The sequence below is a fragment of the Burkholderia sp. SIMBA_051 genome (assembly GCF_046534915.1).
GTDB classification, from domain to species: Bacteria; Pseudomonadota; Gammaproteobacteria; order Burkholderiales; family Burkholderiaceae; genus Burkholderia; species Burkholderia ambifaria.
Genome location: NZ_JAWRXS010000011.1, coordinates 275,598 through 282,159, shown reverse-complemented (window position 1 = coordinate 282,159; position 6,562 = coordinate 275,598). Strand labels below are relative to the sequence as shown.

Below are 6,562 nucleotides of genomic sequence, written 5' to 3'. Positions count from 1 at the left end.
CGCTGCTTTACCCGGAACGATTCAACATCGGAGTCTGAATCTCAACCCGCCTCACACACTAAATTCCGGATACCTCCTTTGGCAACCTCGGAGCCAATGGTTTCTCACAAAATTCGCAGATTTCCGCTCCGGAGGATCGATATGAAGCCGAGGCCTCACATCACGACGGGCGAACTCGAAAGGTCGTCGCGCCGCGGACCGTGAGCTGGAAAGTGTTTTCTCAACAGCTCGGTAACTTGTTCGACACCCCGCAGCGCACCGGACCGGAAATCTCCTTGCCGGAAATGGGCCTCCATGGCTTGGCAAATCGCCTCCCATTCGCGGCCATCCACCTTGGCGTGTATGCCTCGGTCCACAACGATTTCGACGTCGCGGTCCGCCAGAAGCAGATAGATAAGAATGCCGTTGTTGTGCTCCGTGTCCCAAACCCGGAGGGCCGAGAAAACCTCGATGGCACGGTCCCTCGCAGATGTGCCCTTCAGCAAGGCGCCGATGTGCAGCGCCCCCTCTACAGCAAACCTGACTTGACCCACGTGCGCGCGATGACTGGTACGTACAGCCTCTTCAATAGCGATAAGTGCTTGCCGTGAAAATGCGCTGTTGACCCGCCAGTGGGTCGTGAAGAGATGCCGGAAGAGGCGTTTCAGGTCCATGCTCACCACCGTCCCGATGCGCCACCGCCGCCAAAGCCACCACCGCCTCCGCGAAAGATGTCGCGATTCGAATCACTACCGAAACGCCCGCCGCTACCGCCAATGAAGCGCCCGCCAACCGCGCCCATCCCGCCCCCCAGCAACGTGAAGAGCAGCGCCATCAGTCCTGCCGCGATAGCGACAAAAAGCGCCCCCGACAAAACCCACGCGAGTACCCCAACGACTCCGCCTGTAACGGCGGCCCCCGGCAATCTCCCGAGCATGGCGCGCAGCAGGCCGCCGGCCATGACCGTCAGGAGGAAGAGAAGCGGAAGTAACCGTCCGGCGCCCGTGCTTGCCTGATCTCGTCGCTGCGGCGGGGGCAACTGCTCGCCGCTGGTGACGCGCATCATGCCGTCGAGGCCCGCAGTGATGCCGCCGTAGAAATCGCCGTTTCGGAACCGGGGAACGATTGCCTCGTTGATGATGCGATTGCTCGTCGCGTCGGTGAGCACGCCTTCGAGGCCGTATCCGACCTCGATTCGAAGCGTGCGGTCATTCTTGGCGATAATCAGAAGCGCGCCGTCGTCGACGTTCTTGCGCCCAAGCTTCCATTGCTCGACGACTCGCATCGAATACTGTTCGATGGTTTCCGGCGCCGTGGTTGGAACAACAAGAACCGAAATCTGCGTTCCCTTTTTCGCTTCGAACTCTTTCAATGTCTGCTCAAGGCCAGCCTTCTGGTCGCTGGTCAGGGTTCCAGTCTCATCGGTTACTCTCGATGTCAGCGGCGGGACAACGGCGTCCGCGTGGGCGCGAACTCCACCCAACACAAAGAAGGCGAAGACGACGGCCATCGCCAGTCGGAACACGTTCAATTGGAAGCCCTGCCTGCAGATGCCGGCGTCGAGCCGAAGTCGACCCGCGGCGGCCTGGAAATCTCGGCTTCGTTGCTTACCGAGAAGTTGGGTCGTTCCAGATAGCCGAACACCTTTGCAGTCAAATTACTCGGGAACGAACGTACCGTCGTGTTGTACGTCTGGACGGAGCGAATGTATCGATTGCGGGCGACGGCGATACGATTTTCCGTACCCTCGAGCTGCGCCTGCAAGTCCCGGAAGTTCGCATCCGACTTCAATTGCGGATAGTTCTCCGATACCACGAGCAGACGTGACAGAGACGACGTGAGCTGCCCCTGCGCCGCCTCGAACTTTGCGAACGCCTGCGGGTCGGCAAGAAGTTCGGGCGTGGTGCGAATCGAGCCCACTTGCGCCCGGGCCTCCGTCACACTGACGAGCACTTCCTTTTCCTGGTTCGCGTAGCCCTTCACCGTGTTGACGAGATTGGGGACAAGGTCGGCACGCCGTTGATACTGATTTAGAACTTCTGACCAACTGGCCTTCACCTGCTCGTCTTCAGTCTGGATCGCGTTATAGCCGCATCCAGCGAGAGCAAGCATGGAGACCGCCAGTGCGGCCGTCAGAAGTGCGCGGGCCAGACCGCGCCGCGCGGAGATTGCTGCCGATTTTTCCACCATGGACGCGCCTCTGCTCGATATTCCGCGGCATTCCGCTCACGGATGCACTGTCTATCGTAAGTAGCCGGGCGAGCGCAGCGTTGATGCACGTCAATGCTGCGTTGCCGAGCATGCCCGAGGCGATACACCCATCCGGTCGCATGCTCGCTCCATGGCTGTGATTCGTATGACGAATTTGGGTTCTTAATTTTGTTGAGCGACGTCAAGCGGTCGAAGGGGCGCGAGCATAGAGTGATTCCGGAATTCAACCGGCTTTCGAAAACGATGCTCGTGGACCGTCAGGCTGCGCAGGCAGCATCCGGCCGAGAAGTTTTACCTAATATGTTCGGGAAGCGCCCGGCCCAGGTACATTGAAATCAGGCGGCCCACCCACAGCCGACGCTGTGGCGTCTCACTGTACGCAACTGATGTACCGGCCGGCCTCGGTCAATAACCGGAGCGGAACGGCTGAGCAAAGGAGCGTCAAATGAGCGGTCAACCTGGCGAAGACAAGCGTTATCGTCAACGGATTTCCGAGCACGTGTCATCGGGCGGCCATCACGCACACGAGACGGCCAAGCAGCAGCCCCAAGCGATGCCCGAGGGCACTATCTACACGTGCCCGATGCACCCGGAAATTCGCCAGGACCACCCCGGGCAATGTCCGAAGTGCGGCATGACGCTGGAGCCGATTCTGCCCAGCGTCGACGAAGGCGAGAATCCGGAACTGGTCGATTTCCGACGCCGATTCTGGTGGACGTTGCCACTGACCGTCGTCGTTTTCGTGCTGGCGATGTTCGGCCATCGCCTGAAACTGATGGATGCCGGCACCGAAAGCTGGGTCGAGTTCATCGTCTCCACGCCGGTCATCCTGTGGGCCGGCCTGCCGTTTTTCGCGCGGTGCATTCGCTCATTCATGAACCGCAGCCCCAACATGTGGACGCTCATCGGGCTCGGGACAGGCGCCGCGTATATCTACAGTGTCATCGCTACCCTCTTCCCCGGCGTGTTTCCTGAAACGTACAGTGAGCACGGCCGAGTCAGCGTCTATTTTGAAGCGGCGGCGGTCATCATTTCGCTGACGCTTCTCGGGCAGTTGCTCGAACTGAAGGCCCGCTCGCAAACATCCGCCGCCATCAAGGCGCTGCTCGGGCTCGCCCCCAAGACGGCCCGACGCATCAACCCGGACGGTTCCGAGGAAGACATTCCGTTGTCCCATGTACATGTCGGAAACCTGCTTCGCGTGCGGCCCGGCGAGAAAGTCCCCACGGACGGCGTGGTGACCGATGGCTCGAGTTCGCTGGACGAGTCCATGATCACCGGCGAGCCCATTCCCGTCACGAAGCGTGTTGGCGACCACGTCATCGGCGCGACGATGAACGCGACAGGCAGTCTCATCATCCGCTCGGAAAAGGTCGGCTCCGAGACGGTGCTGTCACAAATCGTGCAGATGGTCGCGCAGGCGCAGCGGTCCCGGGCACCCATGCAGCGGATGGCCGACAAGGTGGCTGGCGTGTTTGTCGTCGGAGTCGTCAGCGCCGCTCTTCTGACGTTCTTCGTATGGGGCATCTTCGGGCCCGAGCCCAGCTGGGTGTTCGGCCTCATCAACGCGGTGGCGGTGCTCATCATTGTATGCCCCTGTGCGTTGGGTCTTGCGACGCCAATGTCCATCATGGTCGCAAGCGGCAAAGGAGCCACCAGCGGGATTCTCTTTCGCGATGCGGCCGCGATCGAAAATCTGCGAAAGGTCGATGTACTGATCGTCGACAAAACGGGCACGCTGACCGAGGGGCATCCAGCCTTCGAGCGGGCCGTGGGCACAAACGGATACACGGCCGACGAAGTGCTTCGTCTGGCGGCGAGTCTCGACCAGGGCAGCGAGCATCCGCTTGCTGCGGCCATCGTTGCGGCTGCGCGTGAGAAGAACCTGACTTTGGACCGCCCGGAGAATTTCGAATCCGCGACGGGTATCGGCGTGAGAGGACTGGTCGCCGGCAGGAAACTCGCGCTGGGCAACACCGCGCTGATGCAGACCGACGCTGTCTCTGTCGAGTCGCTGGCCAACGAGGCGGACGGCATGCGCGCGCAGGGCGCCAGTGTCATGTATCTGGCGGTCGACGGCGGCTTGGCCGGGCTGCTGGCAGTCGCCGACCCGATAAAGACGACGACGCCGGAAGCGCTTTCGACATTGAAGGAGAACGGTATTCGCGTCGTGATGGCGACCGGTGACGGCGTGGTCACGGCCAAGGCCGTGGCCGAGAAGCTTGGCGTCGATGAATTCCATGGCGAGGTGCAGCCTGCCGACAAGCTCGACCTGGTGACACGGCTTCAGCAAGCCCGGCATGTCGTGGCGATGGCCGGGGACGGCATAAACGACGCTCCCGCGCTTGCCAAGGCCGATGTCGGCGTGGCGATGGGAACCGGCACGGATGTGGCAATGAGCAGCGCCCAGGTGACGCTGGTCAAGGGCGACCTGCGCGGTATCGCGCGTGCTCGCGCGCTGTCCGAGGCAACGGTCGCGAACATGAAGCAAAATCTTGGCTTCGCGTTCGTTTACAACGCACTCGGGGTTCCGTTGGCGGCTGGGGTGCTTTATCCATTCACGGGGCTGCTGCTCTCGCCGATGATTGCCGCACTGGCCATGAGTCTTAGCTCCGCTTCGGTCATCTCGAACGCGCTGCGACTGCGCAACGCGAAGATTTAGCTTTTCGCGCAGCGTGCGTCGGCATGCGCATCTGCGATCATGCGATTAACCGGCTCGGCAAGCTTGCGCTCCGAGCCATCGCCGATCAATTGAGCTGCGGCACTTGACGATCAAGAGATTAGCCGTTGGCCCCCACGAGACGAGCCCCCGTATGGATCTGCATAGAACGCTGATAGTGGGGAATTCGGGTTCCGGAAAAAGCTGGCTCGCCGAACGAATCGCGAATCGGTTGGCGGCGCCCTGTGTAGATCTGGATTCGATTCATTGGCTTCCGGGCGGATACAGCGTTACTCGGGAGCGCAACGATGCCCTTCAATTACTGCGAGACGCCGCGAAAGCTGATCGATGGGTCATCGAAGGTATTTACGGTTCGCTCGTCAATGAGATCCGCGATGACTCCACCGCGCTGATCTGGTTGTGCCTCGACGAAGCGGAATGCGTTGAGAATATCCGTCACCGCGGTATTCGTCGAGGAGGAGACGCGGCGTCATTCGCCGCGCTGCTGGATTGGGCCTCGACGTATCGAAGTCGTCAGGGATCGAGTTCGTACGTTGGCCACCAGAAATTGTTTGAGGAATACGGGGCCGACAAGCGGATTCTTCGATCACGCGATGACGTAATGGCCTTCCTCCATCGTTGGGACGCGCAGCCTTCGTAGACTCTGCGATGCGTCAATCGGCGACGCCAACTCACCCCGGCGAGTCAAGACGGCGTCGGATATCGCGCGTGAAATGCACTTGATCGCAATACCCACTACTTCGACAAACTCAACTTCTTCAACACCACCGCCCCACTCGCCGGACTCACCAACGAAATCGATTCGACATCCAGATACAACCGGGAAGTCCTCGTCGTGATATCGGTCGGTTCGTCGTTGCTCGGCTCGGCGTGCTCAATGTGCTCCGTCAGATACGGCCGCACCAGTCGCCCGGAAATAGCGATCGCGAACTGGCCATGCGTTTGCGCATACGCGGCCGGCGAAAGGTTCACACGCCCGCGAACGGTGGACTTCCCGCCTTTTCCGGGATCGAGCTCGATGATGTCGATCTGCTGGATATAGCCTTTTGCCTTCGCCTCGGCCGCGATCACGAGCCCTCGCCCACGCTTCCCAGTGATGCTCTTTTTGAGCAGGATGCCTTTGCGGCCTTCGCCGTCGCTGTCGACCAGGTCGACGTCCACCTTCAACACATGCTTCTTCGACTGATACAGCAGCCCGTACGACACCGGCACCAGGAAAGTCACCTCACGATCCAGATTGACCGCGGCCAGGTCGGCGTTCCGGCCATGCTGGTCGGCACCGCCGGGGACCAGGCTGCGGACGCGATCGCTCAGGGACGGGGCCGCGCTTTTGATGTGCTGCTTCTGCAGCGCGTCCCGAATGGCAACCGGATCGTCGCCGACAATCGGCCGCGTGGGTGACGTATCGGGCGACACGGCGGGCGCAGCGCTCGCCGTGTCGCCGACATTGGCGGCCTCAGCACGCATCGCGACTTGCGCCAGCATGATCGCCACGGCGGCAACGCACACGACATTCCGACGACCCAACATGGATTTCCGGTAAAACACGACAGACTCCTGATTATCTGACTGACCGGCCGACCACGCGATCGGCAGGATGAAATTGATGGGCAGCGCGCCAACCGTTCGAGCTCACCGGTCGCCTACGCGACACATCGTAGGTTCAATTGCAGCTCGGCGGCAGGCCAGCAC

Annotated in this window: 6 protein-coding genes; 2 read left to right on the top strand and 4 right to left on the bottom strand. The window is 61.0% G+C overall.

Annotated features, from left to right (window positions below):
* Positions 1-155 precede the first annotated feature (155 nt).
* From SB771_RS26345 to SB771_RS26335, 3 genes are read right to left on the bottom strand one after another with little or no spacing between them, the layout of a single operon-like run.
* Complete coding sequence (locus tag SB771_RS26345; RefSeq protein WP_175662690.1) at positions 156-653, bottom strand: TPM domain-containing protein; 498 nt, start codon at positions 651-653, stop codon at positions 156-158.
* Positions 654-655: 2 nt separating this feature from the next.
* Entirely contained in the window at positions 656-1,489 is an 834-nt protein-coding gene (locus SB771_RS26340; RefSeq protein WP_175662691.1) for a TPM domain-containing protein, read from the bottom strand.
* 17 nt (positions 1,490-1,506) lie between these two features.
* The gene (locus SB771_RS26335) at positions 1,507-2,169 is read right to left on the bottom strand and encodes a LemA family protein (protein WP_410721216.1); all 663 of its coding nucleotides are present in this window, start codon (positions 2,167-2,169) and stop codon (positions 1,507-1,509) included.
* A gap of 574 nt (positions 2,170-2,743) precedes the next feature.
* Here SB771_RS26335 and SB771_RS26330 point away from each other — a divergent pair.
* Both SB771_RS26330 and SB771_RS26325 read left to right on the top strand, forming a co-directional pair.
* Positions 2,744-4,852 (top strand): copper-transporting P-type ATPase, encoded by a 2,109-nt coding sequence (locus SB771_RS26330; RefSeq protein WP_244096888.1) that lies wholly within the window; start codon positions 2,744-2,746, stop codon positions 4,850-4,852.
* A gap of 151 nt (positions 4,853-5,003) precedes the next feature.
* Positions 5,004-5,510, top strand: coding sequence for an adenylate kinase (locus tag SB771_RS26325; RefSeq protein ID WP_244096886.1), 507 nt, complete (start codon positions 5,004-5,006; stop codon positions 5,508-5,510).
* 95 nt (positions 5,511-5,605) lie between these two features.
* Here SB771_RS26325 and SB771_RS26320 read toward each other — a convergent pair whose 3' ends face one another.
* Positions 5,606-6,418, bottom strand: a complete 813-nt coding sequence (locus SB771_RS26320; protein WP_175662692.1) for a hypothetical protein — start codon at positions 6,416-6,418, stop codon at positions 5,606-5,608.
* Positions 6,419-6,562: the final 144 nt, after the last annotated feature.

Coding starts and splice junctions, on each gene's coding strand:
- SB771_RS26330 (WP_244096888.1), top strand. CDS start 2,744: ATGCCCGAGGGCACTATCTACACGTGCCCGATGCACCCGGAAATTCGC.
- SB771_RS26335 (WP_410721216.1), bottom strand. CDS start 2,169: ATGGTGGAAAAATCGGCAGCAATCTCCGCGCGGCGCGGTCTGGCCCGC.
- SB771_RS26345 (WP_175662690.1), bottom strand. CDS start 653: ATGGACCTGAAACGCCTCTTCCGGCATCTCTTCACGACCCACTGGCGG.
- SB771_RS26325 (WP_244096886.1), top strand. CDS start 5,004: ATGGATCTGCATAGAACGCTGATAGTGGGGAATTCGGGTTCCGGAAAA.
- SB771_RS26340 (WP_175662691.1), bottom strand. CDS start 1,489: ATGGCCGTCGTCTTCGCCTTCTTTGTGTTGGGTGGAGTTCGCGCCCAC.